The organism is Mycobacterium sp. (genome assembly GCF_032159565.1).
Taxonomy (GTDB): domain Bacteria; phylum Actinomycetota; class Actinomycetes; order Mycobacteriales; family Mycobacteriaceae; genus Mycobacterium.
Genome location: NZ_JAVHWR010000207.1, coordinates 1 through 14,894 on the forward strand (window position 1 = coordinate 1; position 14,894 = coordinate 14,894).

Below are 14,894 nucleotides of genomic sequence, written 5' to 3' on the forward strand. Positions count from 1 at the left end.
CTCAAGGTACTCAACAAGCAGGCGGCGGCGGTGGCGACGAAGTTCGAGCGCATCGGCTACACGTGGATCCCCCGGGCCGAGAACTCGTATGCCGATCGGCTGGCCAACGAGGCGATGGATGCGGCCGCTGAACTGGAGACTGGATCCGGCGAAGCCGAGGAGATCGGTAAGCAGCCGCAGACACCGGCCTCGCCCGCAGGCTGGACCGGCGCGCGCGGCACTCCGACACGTTTCCTGTTGCTGCGGCACGGGCAGACCGAATTGTCGGCGCAGCGACGGTATTCCGGCCGAGGAAATCCGGCACTCACCGAAGTCGGCCTGCGACAGGCCGAGGCGGCGGCGCAATACCTCGGGCAGCGGGGCGGCATCGCGGCGGTCATAACGTCGCCGCTACAGCGCGCTTACGACACCGCGGCGACGGCCGCCAAGGCACTTGGTCTCGACGTCATCGTCGACGACGACTTGACTGAGACGGACTTCGGCGAGTGGGAAGGCCTGACCTTCAACGAGGCCTCCGAACGCGACCCGGACTTGCACCGGAGTTGGTTGCGCGACACCGGCATCACTCCGCCGGACGGCGAGAGCTTTGACAGTGTCTCGGATCGGGTGCAGCGGGCTCGAGGTCGCATCATCTCTGAATATGCGGGCGACACAGTGCTTGTGGTATCGCACGTCACGCCGATCAAGACGCTGCTGCGGTTGGCATTGGATGCGGGGCCGGGCATCCTGTACCGGTTGCACCTGGATCTGGCATCGCTGTCGATCGCCGAGTTCTACCCCGACGGTGCGTCATCCGTGCGGTTGGTGAACGAGACGTCGTATCTGTAGTCACTCGTGCAGGTGTAGGCGTTCGCCGTGCAGGCCGAAGATCACGATGGATTCGACCGGTCCGTCCACGGCGCCGAACCAGTGCGGGGTCCATGTGCTGAACTCGACGGCTTCGCCCGGTTCTATGACGAAGTCGCGCTCGCCGAGGATGAGTCGCATCCGGCCGGAGAGCACGTATGTCCACTCCTGGCCTTCGTGAACGGGTAGCTCAGCAGGCGGTTTCCGGCGTCTTGCGGCGATCCGGGTCTTGAAGGCGTGCAGGCCAGCCGCTGCTGCCTGGCGGGTGAGCGGCCAGTAAGTGATGTCGTTATGGGTGTGCGAGCTGCCCCGCACCCGGGGGTCGGGCGCCTCGGGTACGCGCAGCAGTTCATCGGTGCTGACCGACAGCGCCTCGGCGAGGCGGGGGAGATGGTCCAGTGCCAGCCGACGCTTGCCCGACTCGAGCCGACTGAGCGTCGACACGTCGATGCGGGCGCTGCGGGCCACGTCCTCCAGCGTCAGGCCGCGCTCAACGCGAAGTTCCCGCAGCCGCCGTCGAACCCGTAGGTCGACGTCATTCTCGGAGGTGCCCTTTGCCTGCATGGCAAATCAGATTGGCAGATTGTGCCCCTGGGTGCAAGCTGGTCGCATGAACCAAACGAAGGCGCAATGGGAAGAGCACTACGGAGAACGCGAACGAGTGTGGAGTGGACGCGTCAACGTCCAATTCGCCGACGTGGTAGCCGATCTGGCGCCGGGCCGCGCGCTCGATCTCGGCTGTGGCGAGGGTGGTGACGCGGTCTGGCTCGCCGAGCGAGGCTGGCACGTCGTCGCGGTCGATATCTCGGACACCGCCCTCGGTCGCGCCAGGGAGGCGGCGGACTCGCGTGGCGTCGCCGACCGCATCGAGTTCGTGCAACTCGATTTGTCCGACAGTTTCCCCGACGGCACGTTCGACCTCGTATCGTCGCAGTTCCTGCATTCGACCGTTCCGCTGGACCGGACGAAAATCCTCGCGAACGCGGCCGCCACGCTACGGTCGGGCGGACTGCTCGTGATCGTCGATCACGGTTCGGCGCCGCCGTGGGTCTCCAAGCTTGACCATCATCACGAATTCCCCAGCGCCGAAGAGGTGATCGCCGGCTTGGATCTCAGTGCCGACCAATTCGAACGGCTCCGTGTCGAGGCCGTCGAACGGCAGGCGGTGGGCCCGGAGGGTCAGCAGCGCCCGTGGATGGACAACGTCATGGTTTTGCGTCGACTGGCGTAGTCCTCAGACGTCGAAAGTCCTTCCAGGCGCGGTACTTCTCGGGCACGCAACTGGCGCAGGGCCGGTAGCCGACCGCGACGGCGTCGGCCTCGTCGGCGAAGAAGACGCGGTACGTGACATAGCCACCCTTCTCGATTGCACGCAATGCCGACGGACAGTCCAGTCGACCGTAGATCCGTGTCCCGCGGTGACCGCCAAGGGTGCCGCGAGCAGTCACGCGGCATCGTGGAAGACGAGGCCGAGCGTGAAGCGCTCGCCGGAGCGAACCGCCGAAACGCCGTGCCGGACTGGCGCCGCCGACCAGCCTCGGGCCGACTTCACCGGTCGCTCGCGGGTGGTGAAAACGAAGCCGTGACCGTGGGGTACAAGCGTGGCAGTGCCGCGCGACTGTGCGCGCGGCCGCTGCTCGAGCAACAGGAATTCACCGCCGGTGTGGTCGACGCCGGGCTCGGACAGGTTGATCACCACCTGCAGCGGAAATACCAACTCCCCGTACAGGTCTCGGTGCAGCGCATTCCAATCGCCGGGCCCGTACTTGAGCATGATCGCTGTCGATCTGGCCTGCCCGGCGCTGTGGCACATGTCGAGCCAGTCGTCGAGGTCGTCCGGCCACGGTGTGTCACGCCCCAGCTTGGTCCACCAGTCTCTCGCGATCGGCAGCAGCCGCGGGTACAGCGCGTGCTTGAGCTCGTCGATCGGGCTCGGGTAGGGCCGCTCGAAGTAACGGTATTCGCCTTCTCCGAACCGGTATCGACCCATCTCGATGGTGGCGCGAAACCGGTGGTCGTCGGTGTAGACACGACGCAATTGCGCCGCCTCGGCCTTGGTGACCAGCTGGGGGAGCAGTGCACCGCCGAGATCGTTGAGCTCGGTGGTGACGGCGTCCCAGTCGGCGGTGTCGACCCGCCGCTGCCATACCGTCGTCGTCGCAGCCATCAGAACAACCGCGCCGCGCGGACCTCGGGCGGTTCCTCGAGGTCGAGTAGGAACTTCTTGCGCGCGAGCCCGCCCGCGTAGCCGGTCAGCTTGCCGTTACTGCCGACGACCCGGTGACACGGGACGACGACCGACAGTGGGTTGCGGCCGACGGTCGCTCCGACTTCCTGAGCCGTCGTCCCGTCGGCCAACTCCGCGGCGAGCTCGCCATAAGTGACGGTTCCGCCGTGGGGGATCGTCGCCAGCCGGTTCCAGACTCGGCGCTGACGATCGTCGCCGCGCAGTTCGGTGGGCAGGTCGAACTGCGCCCGGTCGCCGGCGAGGAACTCGTCGAGTTGCGCACTGGTCTCCCTAAGCAGGGGGTCGTTCTCTGCGTCGACGCGTGGGCCGAAAGCGTCGGTGGACGGCCGGTACCAGTGATTGCGGAAGTAGAGGCCGATTAGTGCATCGCCGTCGGCGACCAACGTCAGCGCGCCAAGCGGACTGTCGATCACCGCATGTCGTGTGTTCATACCTTGTAGACGCCGGGGCCTGGCGCTTCGTGAGGTTGTCGGAGGATCACACTGATCGACGTTTTGCAGCCCTTTTGCGAGAGGACTTCTGCGCAACGTTGATCGATGTGATTAGGGGACCTGATTCGGCGCCCACGGTGTGAGCCGCGGCGTCCACGCCCGCACGTTGCGGCGGTACTCCTCGTACTGCTCGCCATAAGTGCGAACGAGAGTGGGTTCCTCGTACCACCGCACGAATGATGCCGTGACTAGCCACCCGATCACCGCGTACACGACGAGCCAGATGCTGTCGAAAAGCAATGCCTGCCCGAGGATCGCCGTCAGCAGACCGACGTACATCGGGTTGCGGACGAATCGGTTGAAGCCGGTGACGACCAGACGCTCGGTCGGCGCGATGGGCATCGGCGTTCCGCCCGCCCTGACGAACTGGATGAATGCGTGCACCGGCGGGATGAGGCCGAGGACGATCAGCACAACCCCTAGGACCACCCGAAGCGGCGGGCTGGACCCGGGGACCTCCCAGTGGGTGATCAACCACGGGCCCAGCCCGACGAAAGTTCCCGGCGCGGCGACGAAGAAGGCCGCTGACCCGACCGCGGCGGTGGAGGCTCGCACCGACTAAGTATTAGGCCAACCCTGCGCGAGTTGGGTGAGGCGGACGCTGTTTCCCGACGGGTCACGGAACCCCGAGTCGATGCCGTACGGCATCTGGTTCGGCGGCTCGTTGAATTCCACACCGCGGGCGGTCATCTCCTCATAGGACTTGTCGATGTCGTCGGTGACCAGAAACACGGTGCCGGCGAACCCCTTCGCGGTCAGTTCAAGCACCTGCTTGCGGGTGGCCTCATCCATCACCGGTTCGCCCGGGACGGCCATGAGCACCAGATTGACGCCGTCCTGTCCTGGCGGCCCGACGGTCAACCAGCGGAAGTCGCCCATCTCCTCAGGGAACGACACATCCTCGCGCACCTCCATGCCGACCTTCTCGGTCCAGAATTTCAGTGCGACTTCTTGATCATGGACCCACAGGTGGGCGCTGCCGATTCTCATCATGGATCCGACGCTACGGTCGGCGGTCGCGGCCCGTCTTCTCCCCGTGTGCTGTCTTGATCCGGCTGTCGGGGAGCGGCCGGGTGTCGCGGGCGAGAATGCAACTCGGCACGCGTGCGTACATGACTGCAGGCGGCATGCTGGCCCGGTATGCGGCCGGCGGCAGACCGTAGACCCGGGCGAAACTCGTCGTAAACGACCCCACACTCTGCAGACCGACCATCACGCAGATGTCGGCCACCGACCGGTCGGTGTAGCGGAGCAGTGCCGCGGCCCGCTCCAACCGCCGCGTTTGGAGATAGGACCGGGGTGACTCGCCGAACGTGCGGGTGAACATTCGGCTGAAATGGGCCCGCGACAAACCCGCGGCGGTGGCCAGATCGTCCACCGTGATCGGTTCGGCATAGCGCGAATCGACCAGATCCTTTGCCCGCTGCAGGTAGCGGGCGGGAGGCACCTGAGCCATCGGAATATTATGTACGTGCGAACGAGTTGGCCGGGCGGCCGCGGGTCATCACACGATGACTCGAGGAAAGTCCGGACTTCACAGAGCGGGGTGATTGCTAACGGCAATCCGAGGTGACTCGCGGGAAAGTGCCACAGAGAACAGACCGCCACCTTCTGGTGGTAAGGGTGAAACGGTGCGGTAAGAGCGCACCAGCGTCCCGGGTGATCGGGACGGCTAGGCAAACCCCACCCGAAGCAAGGCCAAGAGGCCGCACCTGGTGCGGCTGCGCAGGCGCTCGAGGGTTGCTCGCCCGAGCCTGCGGGTAGGCCGCTCGAGGCACCCGGTGACGGTGTGCCCAGATGGATGGTCGCCGCCTCGTCGCCGTGGTAATTCGCGGCGGCGAGGGACAGAATCCGGCTTAAAGGCCAACTCGTTCGCCCCGTCTAACGGGCTTTGCGCACCGACTTGTCCAACTTCTTCAGCGCGCTGTCGAGCTGCTGGCGTGAGGTGCGCGCCAGGTCGTCTTCCTGTGCGTACAACAGGCCGTAGGTGAACGTGTCCTCGCCCGCCTCATGAGCGGCATCGGCCTGCTGGCTCAGGTGCGTGCGGCTCACCACGCTGTCCTGATGGTCACCCAGCAGGCTCTGAATGGTCTTGGCTCGATCGGACACCTTGTCCGCACCGGTTGCGGCCGCGGTGTAACGAAGGCGCTTGGCGCCTTTGCGAATTCGGTGCAGAGCCTCATCGCGGTCCTCGTCGACGGCCCCTGCGGCCCTCTTGGCGGCCTTGCGTACCCGCTTGTATGCCGAGTCGATGGTGACAGTCACCTCGTCATCGCCCCCGGCTGGTTGCGTCGGCTCCGCGGCGACCAGCCCGTCGAGCGCGTCGAGCAGACGGAAATACCGCTCCGATCGCATCGCGATCAACGACCGCCGCAGGCCGGACCTGTAGCGCCGCTTGGCACCGTCCACCAACCGCTTGCGGATCGGGCCGCGGATCAGGTCATCGGGTAGGTCGTCGAGGGCCCGTTCGTACCGCTCGGCGAGCACCTCGGCGTCGCGCGCAACGCCAAGCACGCTGGCGAGCTGACGCAGCTCGTCAAGGACCCATGCGTCGCTGGAGATGCCGAACGCGCCTTCGGACGCCTGGAGCAGGCTGCGGATCTTGCGCGTCGTCACCCGCATCTGGTGCACCGAATCGAAGGTGTCCGCCCGCACCGCGCGGTCCCACTCGACCAACTGGTCGACCTGCTCGGCGACCGCATGGTGGATCGGATCCGCCTGCGTCTTCTTCGGTGTCTCGTCGTCATCGGCGCCCGCCAGCACCCGGGCGAGTTTCGACCCGTGGCCGGCCGGCTCCGCACCCGCATCCAACAGGCGGTTGGCCAGCCGGTCCAACAGCTCTGGCGAGGCCGATGCGCCCTCGACCAGTTCCAGCTCCCACTCACGCCACTGCTGCTGGTCGCCCTCACCTGCCGACGCGATCACGTTGTCGTCGCTGAACTCGGCGATCGGGGAGCCCTCGGGTCCGTAGAGCAGGTCGACGGTCCGGTCGGTCGAGATTCGGGCGACGGGTCCGAGCGGACGGTCGCGAACGATGGCGAGCACCACGTCCTTTAGACCGTCCGGCACGGCGCCGCCGACGCCGTCGTCCAGTGGCGTTCGAACCTCCGTGCGGGTGTCCGGGCCCGCAGGCAACTTGAGATGCCAGCCGGCGTCGGTTCCGCCGGTACGCCTGCGCAGGGTCACGCGGTGGGCCGCCAGGTCGTGGCCCGAGGTGTCGAAGTAAACGGCCTCGAGGTGCTGCGACGGCGATTGCTCGACCCGCGCAACCGCCGAAAGCCCTTCGAACGACGGTAAAACCGTCGATTCGACCACGTCGAACTTCCGCTCGACCTCGGTGTGCCGGGACGTCGTCGGCCTGCTGGCAGCCATTTCCACCTTAGTTGTGAATGCGTCGGACAGCCCAGCGTGCCATATGCGGGTGAATAGCCCATCCGGCCTCGCAGATAAAGTCCAAGTGTGACCGAATACCAGACCATCACGCTCGAGCAGTCCGGCCCGATCGCGCGGCTCACCCTGAACCGGCCCGACGCCGCAAACGGCATGAACGACACCATGACTCGTGAGTTGGCCGATGCCGCCGCCCTTTGCGACACCGCGGCGACGAAGGTCGTGATACTGACGGGCTCCGGCCGATTCTTCTGCGCGGGGGGCGATCTGAAGTCATTTGCGACGGCGCCCGACCGCGGACGACACATCAAGGCCGTCGCCGACGCCCTGCATCGCGCCATCTCGACGTTCTCGCGGATGGACGCCGTGCTCATCACGGCCGTCAACGGGACCGCCGCCGGGGCCGGCTTTTCCCTCGCGGTCACCGGCGACCTCGTCCTGGCTGCCGAGTCGGCATCCTTCACGATGGCCTACACCAAGGTCGGACTCAGCCCCGACGGCAGCTCGTCATATTTCCTGCCCCGGCTGATCGGCATCGTCAAGACGAAGGAACTGATGCTGACCAACCGCACCCTGTCAGCACAGGAGGCGTCCCAGTGGGGGCTGGTCACCGAGGTGGTGCCGGATGACGAACTGGTCGACAGAGCCGATCAACTGGCGGCCCAGATGGCGGCCACCGCAAGCGGATCCAACGGCGGGGTCAAACAGTTGATGCTGGCGACGTTCTGCAGCGGTCTGGAGGAACAGATGGAACTGGAGGGCCGCATCATCGCCCAGCGCGCCGAATCCGCCGACGGGCGCGAAGGAGTCGACGCCTTCATGGAGAAGCGCAAGCCTGCGTTTGCCTAACGCCTAGAAGCTGTGCTCCTCGGCGGGGAACGTCCCGCTGGCCACCTGGTCGGCGTATTGCGTTGCCGCGCTGCGCAGTTCTGCGCCGACGTCACCGAAGCGCTTCACAAACTTGGCGGTCTTGCCGCTGGTCATGCCTGCCATGTCCTGCCAGACCAGTACCTGCGCATCGCAGTTCGGCCCCGCACCGATGCCGACCGTCGCGATGGTCAGCTTTCCGGTGATCTGAGTGGCCAGTTCGGCGGGAACCATTTCCAGCACGACGGCGATGGCGCCGGCTTCCTGGACGGCGATCGCGTCGTGAATGGTCTGCTCGGCGGCGTCGCCGCGGCCCTGGACCCGGAATCCGCCGAGGCCGTTGACGCTTTGCGGCGTGAATCCGATGTGGGCGATGACCGGGATGCCCGCCTGCGTCAGCGCCGCGATCTGGCCGGCCACGCGCTCGCCGCCCTCGAGTTTGACCGCATGTGCGCCGGTCTCCTTCAGGAAGCGGGTCGCGGTTTCCAGCGCCTGCTGCGGGCCGGATTCGTAGCTGCCGAAGGGCAGGTCGGCGACCACCAGCGCGTGCGGCGCGCCGCGTACCACACCCCTTACCAGCGGAATCAATTCGTCGATCGTCACCGGCACGGTGGTGTCGTAGCCGTAGACCACGTTGGCCGCGGAGTCGCCAACCAGCAGCACCGGTATGCATGCGTCATCGAAGACGCGGGCGGTGGAGTAGTCGTAGGCGGTCAGCATGGCCCATTTATGGCCCTCTGACTTCCATTTATGGAGGTGATGGGTGCGGACCTTGGTCCGCGGCTTTGTTTCGGCAGCACCGTAAACAGTCTCTTCAGACATCGTTGTCCCTTGTGTCTGTTCGGTCGATCCTCGTGGCCCGTTGCGGGTCCCCGGGTTCGTCTGACCACCTCAGTGTGCCACCACCTGGCAAGAAGATGAACTTCCAAGTTAAGTGGATTTCCTCACATTACGATCGGCCTCATGCAACGGCTAAGCGGACTCGACGCCAGTTTCCTTTACCTCGAAACCGCCGCACAGCCATTGCACGTGTGCTCGATCCTGGAGCTGGACACGTCCACGACGCCCGGCGGCTACACGTTCGACCGAATGCGCAACGAGCTGGGGCTGCGCATCAAGGCGATGCCTCAATTCCGCGAGAAGCTCGCCGACAACCGCTTCAATCCGGACCACCCGGTGTGGGTGGACGACGAGGATTTCGACGTCGACCGCCACCTTCATCGCATCGGCCTGCCCTCGCCCGGCGGCCGTCAGGAGTTGGCGGAGATCTGCGGCCACATCGCGTCACTGCCGTTGGACCGCACCAGGCCGCTGTGGGAGATGTGGGTCATCGAGAACATCGCGGGTACCGACGCGCACGAAGGCGGCCGGCTGGCGGTCATGACCAAGGTGCATCATGCGGGCGTGGACGGCGTGACCGGGGCCAACCTGATGTCGCAGCTGTGCAGCACCGAACCGGACGCGCCCGCTCCTGATCCGGTCGACGGCGTCGGCGGAGCCAGTGGACTGGAGATCGCGGTCAGTGGCGCGATCAAGTTCGCGACCCGGCCGCTGAAGCTGATCAACGTGGTGCCGACGACGCTGTCGTCGGTGCTCGAGACGGTGAAGCGGGCCCGCAGCGGGCTGGCCATGAAGTCCCCGTTCGCCGCGCCGAAGACGGCCTTCAACGCCAACGTGACGGCCCATCGAAACATCGCTTACGCGCAGCTGAATCTCGAGGACGTGAAGAAGGTGAAGGAGCACTTCGGCGTCAAGGTGAACGACGTGGTGATGGCGCTGGTGTCGAGCACGCTGAGGAAGTTCCTGGAAGACCGCGGCGAGCTCCCCGACTCGCCGCTCGTTGCGATGGTTCCGGTCTCGGTGCACGACAAGTCGGATCGGCCGGGTCGCAACCAGGTTTCCGGCATGTTCTCGAGCCTGGAGACCACTATCGATTCGCCTGCTGAACGGTTGAAGTCCATCGCGGAGGCGAATTCCGTTGCCAAGCAACACAGCTCGGCGATCGGTGCGACGCTGCTGCAGGACTGGACGCAGTTCGCCGCGCCTGCGGTGTTCGGCGTCGCGATGCGGCTCTACGCCACGACGAAGCTGGCCGGGGCGCGTCCGGTGCACAACCTGGTCGTCTCCAACGTGCCCGGCCCGCAGGTTCCGTTGTACTTCCTGGGTTCCGAGGTCAAGGCGATGTATCCGCTCGGGCCGATCTTCCACGGCTCCGGGCTGAACATCACTGTGATGTCTCTGAACGGCAAGCTGGACGTCGGCATCGTATCGTGCCCGGAACTTTTGCCGGATCTGTGGGATCTTGCCGACGACTTCGAGGTCGCGCTCGAGGAACTGCTGGCCAGCGCGGGCTAGACCCGCCGGAGTAGCGCTCTGCCAGCAGCGATGCCGGTTCATGGCAGCATGTGGTGCCATGAACCCCCCGAAGGCGATCGCGAGTGAGGATCGTGGCGAGGTACGAGCGAGGACCGAAGCGATCGGGAGTCGAGGCAAGAGCCTGAAGCGGGGGATCCTTGCGACCGCGCTGGGTGTGTTGCTGGTAGCGGGTTGCAGCAACGTGATCGACGGCCGCGCCGTCATAGCGGTGCCTCCGCCCGGGTCACCTATTCGGTGGGCCCCCTGCAAGTCGGCCGATCCGCTGGTGCCCATTCCGGCGGACGCCGAGTGCGGCAAGCTCTCGGTGCCGGTGAACTACAGCAAGCCCGACGGTGACGTCGCCCGGCTGGCAATGATCCGGTTCAAGGCCACCGGCGACAAGATCGGCTCGCTGGTGATCAACCCTGGCGGGCCGGGCGAATCCGGCGTCGAGTCGGCCGCCAACCTCATCGGCACGATGCCGGAGTCGGTGCGCGAACGATTCGATCTGATCGGGTTCGACCCGCGGGGAGTCGGCGAGTCAACGCCCGCGGTGTGGTGCAACTCCGACGCCGACAACGACCGGCTGCGGGCCGACCCCCAGGTCGACTATTCACCTGAGGGGGTCGCGCACATCGACACCGAGACCAAGGCATTCGTGCAGCGATGTGTCGACAAGACGGGCAAGGAGTTCCTCGAGAACGTGGGCACGGCCAGTGTCGTCAAGGATCTCGACGCGATTCGTGCCGCGGTGGGCGACGACAAGCTGACATACCTCGGCTACTCGTACGGCACACGGATCGGCGGTGCCTACGCCGAGGAGTTCCCGCAGAACGTGCGGGCGATGGTGCTCGACGGCGCGATCGATCCCAACGCCGATCCGATCGAGGAGGACCTTCGCCAGACGGCGGCCTTCCAGAAAGCGTTCGACGACTATGCGGCCGACTGTGCCAAAGATCCGAACTGTCCACTGGGCACCGACCCCGCCAAGTCCACCGACGTCTACAAGAGCCTCGTCGAACCGCTCGTCGACAAGCCGGCCAAGACGCGGGATCCGCGCGGCCTCGCCTACAGTGACGCGATCGTCGGCACCATTCTGCCGCTGTACTCGCCGAGCATCTGGCCCCGTCTCACCGACGGTCTCAACGAGCTGAGGGAGGGACGCGGCGACATGCTGCTGCGGTTGGCCGACCTCTATATGCACCGCGACGCAGACGGGCACTACGACAACGCGACCGACGTGCGCGTCGCGGTCAATTGCGTCGACTCGCCCGCCGTCTCCGACCGCGCCAAGCTCGTCGAGAAGGATCGCCGGTCCCGCGAGTTGGCGCCGTTCCTGAACTACGGGAAGTTCACCGGCTATGCGCCGATGGACACCTGTGCGCTGTGGCCGGTCCCGCCGACGACGCAGCCGCACGAAATATCCGCCAAGGGGCTGCCGCCCACGCTGGTGATCTCGACCACGAATGATCCCGCCACGCCCTACCAGGCCGGCGTCGATCTGGCGAAGCAACTCGGCGGCACACTGGTCACCTTCGACGGTACCCAGCACACCGTTGCCTTCCAGGGCAACAAATGTATCGACGACATCGTCGCCACCTACCTCGTCGAGGTGAAGGTCCCGCCGCCGGACACCCGTTGCTAGCAACGAAACTCGACAACTGAGCACGCCAAGGTCTCTGAAAGGTCACCGTCCGGTCGCGGCTTCGCAGTTGTCGTGACCGGCATGCGACGATGACTGCCATGCGGCGGGTGGGGAGGTGTGGTGCGGCGCTGCTGGCATGCGTCCTGCTGGCGGGCTTCACGTGTGCTCCCGCGTTGGCGACCCCGGAAGGCCAGTCGACGCAGATGTACGGCCAGCCGCCGGTCTGGGGCGGGTGCGAACAAGTCATCGGCGACACCAGCGCCATTCCGACGGCGCAGTGCGGCACCGTCTCGGTTCCCGTCGACTACGCCAATCCCGAAGGCGCACAAGCACAATTGGCGGTCATCCGGATACCCGCGAGCGGTGACCGCATCGGGGTGCTGATGGTGAACCCCGGGGGCCCCGGCGCCTCGGCGGTCGACACCGTCGCAGGCATGGGCGCCTCGCTCGCCGACTCCGAGATCGGTCGCCGGTTCGACCTCGTCGGCGTCGATCCCCGCGGCGTCGGGCATTCCACGCCTGAGCTGCGTTGCCGCACCGACGCCGAATTCGACACTTACCGAACGGAACCGAACGCCGACTTCAGCTCGGCGGGCGTCGCGCACATCGAAGATCTGTACCGCCAGTTCGCGCAGAGCTGCGCCGATCGGGTGGGCAAGGACTTCCTGGCCAATGTCGGTACCGCGACGACGGCGCGGGACATGGACGTGGTGCGAGCGGCGCTCGGCGAGAATCAGATCAGCTATCTCGGGTTCTCGTACGGCACGGAGATCGGAGCGGCATACGCCGAGGCACACCCGGACCGGATTCGGGCCATGGTCCTCGACGGCGCGGTCGACCCGAGCCTGGACCCGATCGAGGAGAACCTGCGCCAGATGGCGGCTTTTCAACAGGCATTCGAGGATTATGCCGCCGACTGTGCGCAGCTGGCCGGATGTCCGCTCGGCAACGACCCCGCGCAGGCCGTCAACCGGTACCACCAACTAATCGACCCACTTGTCACGCAGCCCGCCGCAACGTCGGATCCCCGCGGCCTGAGCTATCAAGACGCGATCACCGGAACCGTCAACGCGCTCTACTCCCGGCAGTACTGGAAGTTTTTGACGAGTGGGCTGCTCGGGCTGCAGCGGGGAAGCGACCCGGGCGACCTGCTGCTGCTCGCCGACGACTACCTCAACCGCCTTCCGTCCGGCCACTACCAGAACTCGCAGGACGCCTTCTACGCCATCCGCTGCGTGAACTCGCAGTTCCCGACCGACCCCGCCGTGTGGGCCGCCGCCGACCAACGAGCCCGTCAGGCCGCCCCATTCCTCAGTTACGGCTCCTTCACAGGTCTTGCTCCCCGCGACATCTGCGCGACGTGGCCCGTGCCAGCGACGGCGGGCCCGCACACCGCGGTGTCGCCGGGTCCGGGCAAGGTCGTCGTCGTGTCCACGACGCACGATCCGGCCACGCCGTATCAGGCCGGTGTCGACCTCGCAAGGCAGATCGACGCCGGCCTGATCACCTTCGACGGCACCCAGCACACCGTGGTGTTCAACGGCGACGCTTGCGTCGACGCCGCCGTTGTGGCGTTTCTCATCGACGGTGTCCAGCCGCCCCAAGGGCTCCGCTGTTGAGCCGGCGTCAGGTCGCATCGGCTCCGTAACACGGATTTAACAGCCGGTGCCTACGCTGCGATTATGGACCGCCAGAAGGAATTCGTGCTGCGCACGCTGGAGGAACGGGACATCCGATTCGTCCGGTTGTGGTTCACCGATGTGCTCGGTTACCTCAAGTCGGTGGCAATCGCGCCCGCGGAGCTCGAGGGGGCCTTCGAGGAGGGCATCGGCTTCGACGGCTCGTCGATCGAGGGGTTCGCCCGTGTGTCGGAATCCGACACCGTCGCCAGGCCGGATCCATCCACTTTCCAGGTGCTGCCGTGGACCTCGAGCGCCGGCCAGCACCACTCCGCGCGAATGTTCTGCGATATCACCATGCCCGACGGCTCGCCGTCATGGGCGGACTCGCGGCACGTGCTGCGTAGGCAGCTGGCCAAGGCCAGTGACTTGGGCTTCTCCTGCTATGTCCACCCGGAGATCGAGTTCTTCCTGCTGCAGCCGGGGCCCGACGACGGCTCCTCGCCGGTTCCTGCCGACAACGGCGGTTACTTCGACCAGGCCGTCCACGATTCGGCGCCGAACTTCCGCAGGCATGCCATCGACGCGCTGGAGCAGATGGGCATCTCGGTGGAGTTCAGCCACCACGAGGGTGCGCCCGGTCAGCAGGAGATCGATCTGCGGTACGCCGATGCCCTGTCCATGGCCGACAACGTGATGACGTTCCGGTATGTCGTGAAGGAGATCGCGCTGGGCGAGGGCGTGAGGGCGTCGTTCATGCCCAAGCCGTTCGCGGAATTTCCCGGCTCGGCGATGCACACCCACATGAGCCTGTTCGAGGGCGAAAACAACGCGTTCTACAGCCCGGATGACCCGCTGCAGCTGTCCGATACCGGAAAGTCGTTCATCGCAGGCATTTTGGAGCACGCCACGGAGATCAGTGCGGTGACGAACCAGTGGGTGAACTCGTACAAGCGGCTGGTGCACGGCGGCGAGGCGCCGACGGCAGCGTCGTGGGGCTTCGCCAACCGCTCGGCGTTGGTCAGGGTGCCGATGTACACGCCGCGGAAGGCGTCGTCGCGCCGCATCGAGGTGCGCAGTCCCGACTCGGCATGCAACCCGTACCTGACGTTCGCCGTGCTGCTGGCAGCAGGCCTGCGCGGTGTGGAGAAGGGCTACGTGCTCGGTCCCCAGGCCGAGGACAACGTCTGGACCCTCACTCCTGAGGAACGGCGCGCGATGGGCTACAAGGAGTTGCCGGGCAGCCTCGGCGTCGCGCTGTCGGAGATGGAGAACTCGGAATTGGTCGCCGAAGCGTTGGGGGAGCACGTCTTTGACTTCTTCCTACGGAACAAGCACACCGAGTGGGAGAACTACCGTAGCCACGTCACACCGTTCGAGCTGAGGACCTATCTGTCGCTGTAGCGGGCCGCGAACGCGCCTGCGCTACGGTC

At 66.0% G+C, this 14,894-nt stretch carries 16 protein-coding genes and 1 other RNA gene; 8 read left to right on the plus strand and 9 right to left on the minus strand.

Features of this window, described 5'->3' with window-relative positions; genetic code table 11:
• Positions 1-828: bifunctional RNase H/acid phosphatase (locus tag QOC76_RS27665; protein WP_526362528.1), on the plus strand; the 828-nt coding region annotated here is incomplete at its 5' end.
• On the opposite strand, the gene relB is transcribed toward QOC76_RS27665, so the two are convergent.
• Positions 829-1,410 (minus strand): type II toxin-antitoxin system RelB family anti-toxin, encoded by a 582-nt coding sequence (relB, locus tag QOC76_RS27670; protein WP_526362530.1) that lies wholly within the window; start codon positions 1,408-1,410, stop codon positions 829-831. It abuts the gene before it with no gap.
• Positions 1,411-1,456: 46 nt separating this feature from the next.
• Between relB and QOC76_RS27675 the strand changes: the two genes are divergently transcribed.
• Entirely contained in the window at positions 1,457-2,077 is a 621-nt protein-coding gene (locus tag QOC76_RS27675; protein WP_526362532.1) for an SAM-dependent methyltransferase, read from the plus strand.
• Here QOC76_RS27675 and QOC76_RS27680 read toward each other — a convergent pair.
• From QOC76_RS27680 to QOC76_RS27705, 6 genes are all read right to left on the minus strand, one after another.
• Positions 2,052-2,294 carry an Ada metal-binding domain-containing protein gene (locus QOC76_RS27680; RefSeq protein WP_526362534.1) on the minus strand — a complete coding sequence of 81 codons (243 nt, stop codon included), beginning with the start codon at positions 2,292-2,294 and terminating at the stop codon, positions 2,052-2,054. The two genes, QOC76_RS27675 and QOC76_RS27680, sit on opposite strands and share 26 nt — an antisense overlap.
• The gene (locus tag QOC76_RS27685; protein ID WP_526362536.1) at positions 2,291-3,013 is read right to left on the minus strand and encodes a 2OG-Fe(II) oxygenase; all 723 of its coding nucleotides are present in this window, start codon (positions 3,011-3,013) and stop codon (positions 2,291-2,293) included. The genes QOC76_RS27680 and QOC76_RS27685 overlap by 4 nt, the downstream gene beginning before the upstream one ends.
• Complete coding sequence (locus QOC76_RS27690; RefSeq protein WP_526362538.1) at positions 3,013-3,525, minus strand: methylated-DNA--[protein]-cysteine S-methyltransferase; 513 nt, start codon at positions 3,523-3,525, stop codon at positions 3,013-3,015. The genes QOC76_RS27685 and QOC76_RS27690 overlap by 1 nt, the downstream gene beginning before the upstream one ends.
• A 111-nt stretch (positions 3,526-3,636) precedes the next feature.
• On the minus strand, positions 3,637-4,140 hold the full coding sequence (locus QOC76_RS27695; protein ID WP_526362540.1) for a methyltransferase family protein: 504 nt from the start codon (positions 4,138-4,140) through the stop codon (positions 3,637-3,639).
• A 3-nt stretch (positions 4,141-4,143) separates the two neighbouring features.
• Positions 4,144-4,578, minus strand: coding sequence for a VOC family protein (locus tag QOC76_RS27700; protein WP_526362542.1), 435 nt, complete (start codon positions 4,576-4,578; stop codon positions 4,144-4,146).
• A gap of 10 nt (positions 4,579-4,588) precedes the next feature.
• Positions 4,589-5,041, minus strand: coding sequence for a helix-turn-helix domain-containing protein (locus QOC76_RS27705; RefSeq protein WP_526362544.1), 453 nt, complete (start codon positions 5,039-5,041; stop codon positions 4,589-4,591).
• A 22-nt stretch (positions 5,042-5,063) separates the two neighbouring features.
• Here QOC76_RS27705 and rnpB point away from each other — a divergent pair.
• Positions 5,064-5,460: RNase P RNA component class A (rnpB, locus tag QOC76_RS27710), an RNA gene on the plus strand.
• 6 nt (positions 5,461-5,466) lie between these two features.
• Here rnpB and QOC76_RS27715 read toward each other — a convergent pair.
• Positions 5,467-6,957, minus strand: coding sequence for a CYTH and CHAD domain-containing protein (locus tag QOC76_RS27715; RefSeq protein ID WP_526362546.1), 1,491 nt, complete (start codon positions 6,955-6,957; stop codon positions 5,467-5,469).
• 87 nt (positions 6,958-7,044) lie between these two features.
• On the opposite strand from QOC76_RS27715, the gene QOC76_RS27720 reads away from it, so the two are divergent.
• Entirely contained in the window at positions 7,045-7,824 is a 780-nt protein-coding gene (locus QOC76_RS27720) for an enoyl-CoA hydratase/isomerase family protein (protein ID WP_526362548.1), read from the plus strand.
• Positions 7,825-7,827: 3 nt separating this feature from the next.
• Here the strand turns inward: QOC76_RS27720 and panB are convergent, their stop codons facing one another.
• Entirely contained in the window at positions 7,828-8,664 is an 837-nt protein-coding gene (gene panB / locus QOC76_RS27725) for a 3-methyl-2-oxobutanoate hydroxymethyltransferase (protein ID WP_526362550.1), read from the minus strand.
• A 141-nt stretch (positions 8,665-8,805) separates the two neighbouring features.
• On the opposite strand from panB, the gene QOC76_RS27730 reads away from it, so the two are divergent.
• The 4 genes from QOC76_RS27730 to glnA all read left to right on the plus strand — a co-directional run bounded on the left by QOC76_RS27730 (position 8,806) and on the right by glnA (position 14,865).
• The gene (locus QOC76_RS27730; RefSeq protein ID WP_526362552.1) at positions 8,806-10,197 is read left to right on the plus strand and encodes a WS/DGAT/MGAT family O-acyltransferase; all 1,392 of its coding nucleotides are present in this window, start codon (positions 8,806-8,808) and stop codon (positions 10,195-10,197) included.
• A gap of 58 nt (positions 10,198-10,255) precedes the next feature.
• A complete protein-coding gene (locus QOC76_RS27735) occupies positions 10,256-11,842 on the plus strand; it encodes an alpha/beta fold hydrolase (RefSeq protein ID WP_526362554.1) in 1,587 nt (528 codons plus the stop codon).
• 89 nt (positions 11,843-11,931) lie between these two features.
• Positions 11,932-13,461, plus strand: coding sequence for an alpha/beta fold hydrolase (locus tag QOC76_RS27740; protein WP_526362556.1), 1,530 nt, complete (start codon positions 11,932-11,934; stop codon positions 13,459-13,461).
• Between the two features lie 63 nt (positions 13,462-13,524).
• The gene (glnA, locus tag QOC76_RS27745) at positions 13,525-14,865 is read left to right on the plus strand and encodes a type I glutamate--ammonia ligase (protein WP_526362558.1); all 1,341 of its coding nucleotides are present in this window, start codon (positions 13,525-13,527) and stop codon (positions 14,863-14,865) included.
• Positions 14,866-14,894 lie beyond the last annotated feature (29 nt).

Bases quoted from the DNA above. Each gene is read 5' to 3' on its own strand.
- relB (WP_526362530.1), bottom strand. From the start codon at position 1,410: ATGCAGGCAAAGGGCACCTCCGAGAATGACGTCGACCTACGGGTTCGA.
- QOC76_RS27675 (WP_526362532.1), top strand. From the start codon at position 1,457: ATGAACCAAACGAAGGCGCAATGGGAAGAGCACTACGGAGAACGCGAA.
- QOC76_RS27685 (WP_526362536.1), bottom strand. From the start codon at position 3,013: ATGGCTGCGACGACGACGGTATGGCAGCGGCGGGTCGACACCGCCGAC.
- QOC76_RS27690 (WP_526362538.1), bottom strand. From the start codon at position 3,525: ATGAACACACGACATGCGGTGATCGACAGTCCGCTTGGCGCGCTGACG.
- QOC76_RS27700 (WP_526362542.1), bottom strand. From the start codon at position 4,578: ATGATGAGAATCGGCAGCGCCCACCTGTGGGTCCATGATCAAGAAGTC.
- QOC76_RS27705 (WP_526362544.1), bottom strand. From the start codon at position 5,041: ATGGCTCAGGTGCCTCCCGCCCGCTACCTGCAGCGGGCAAAGGATCTG.
- QOC76_RS27715 (WP_526362546.1), bottom strand. From the start codon at position 6,957: ATGGCTGCCAGCAGGCCGACGACGTCCCGGCACACCGAGGTCGAGCGG.
- panB (WP_526362550.1), bottom strand. From the start codon at position 8,664: ATGTCTGAAGAGACTGTTTACGGTGCTGCCGAAACAAAGCCGCGGACC.
- QOC76_RS27730 (WP_526362552.1), top strand. From the start codon at position 8,806: ATGCAACGGCTAAGCGGACTCGACGCCAGTTTCCTTTACCTCGAAACC.
- QOC76_RS27735 (WP_526362554.1), top strand. From the start codon at position 10,256: ATGAACCCCCCGAAGGCGATCGCGAGTGAGGATCGTGGCGAGGTACGA.
- QOC76_RS27740 (WP_526362556.1), top strand. From the start codon at position 11,932: ATGACTGCCATGCGGCGGGTGGGGAGGTGTGGTGCGGCGCTGCTGGCA.
- glnA (WP_526362558.1), top strand. From the start codon at position 13,525: ATGGACCGCCAGAAGGAATTCGTGCTGCGCACGCTGGAGGAACGGGAC.